Origin of the sequence: Streptococcus sp. 2021WUSS109, from assembly GCF_044427305.1 — a bacterium.
GTDB classification, from domain to species: domain Bacteria; phylum Bacillota; class Bacilli; order Lactobacillales; family Streptococcaceae; genus Streptococcus; species Streptococcus suis.
Genome location: NZ_JAOTGF010000057.1, coordinates 1 through 784, shown reverse-complemented (window position 1 = coordinate 784; position 784 = coordinate 1). Strand labels below are relative to the sequence as shown.

Here is a 784-nt window from a genome sequence, read left to right as displayed (position 1 = left end):
AAGTCTGCTATTGACCGCCGATTTAGGATTTTACCTTTTACGAAGGTATTCAAAGGCAAACCAAATAAAGCTATAAAAGAGGATTATATTAACCGTAAGGAAGTCCTTGAGTATTTAGTTAAGTTGGCTATTGAAACTCCGATTGCTGACATTAACCCGAAAAAATCTATTGAAATACTTGAAGAACATCATAAGGACATGAACCCCGTAATTGATTTTGTTTCTAAGTTTTTTACTGATGAATTGACAAGCGAGTTTATTCCTAATAGCTTTGTCTATCATGTTTGGAAAGGTTTCTTAGAATACTATGGTATTAAAGAAAACAGATCAGAAATGGGGTTACACCGAGAAATCAAAAGCAACTTGCCAGAAGGTTTCGTAGTTGGTCAGAAGGTTATCCCCGCAGGGCAACAGATCCATAAAGGTTTTTATCCTAAGGAAGACCTACCGCCGTTTGCCAGCCTAGCCTATTCTAACGGCAGGGCGACACCCGAAAAGCAGAAAAAACCAAAGAATGAACGCGGGTATTACAACCATTGGCCAGAGTACAAAAAGAGAAGAAAAAGGAATTAAGGATTTTATACACTTTATACAGTAGGGCAAAAATTTTACACACTTCAAAATATTGTCATATCAAGGGTTTTATACACTTTATACGAAAAACACGGAAATAAAAAAATTCCCTTATATTATGATTTAAAAATAAGATCCCTATTATTCCTATATATATTTTTATTTTAATGTATAAAGCGTATAAAGTGTATAAAACAATAGCAAAACCCTT

1 protein-coding gene is annotated in these 784 nt (G+C 34.2%); it reads left to right on the top strand.

Features of this window, described 5'->3' with window-relative positions:
- On the top strand, positions 1–573 hold a 573-nt coding region (locus tag ODU37_RS10720; protein ID WP_249562581.1), incomplete at its 5' end, for a primase-like DNA-binding domain-containing protein.
- Positions 574–784: the final 211 nt, after the last annotated feature.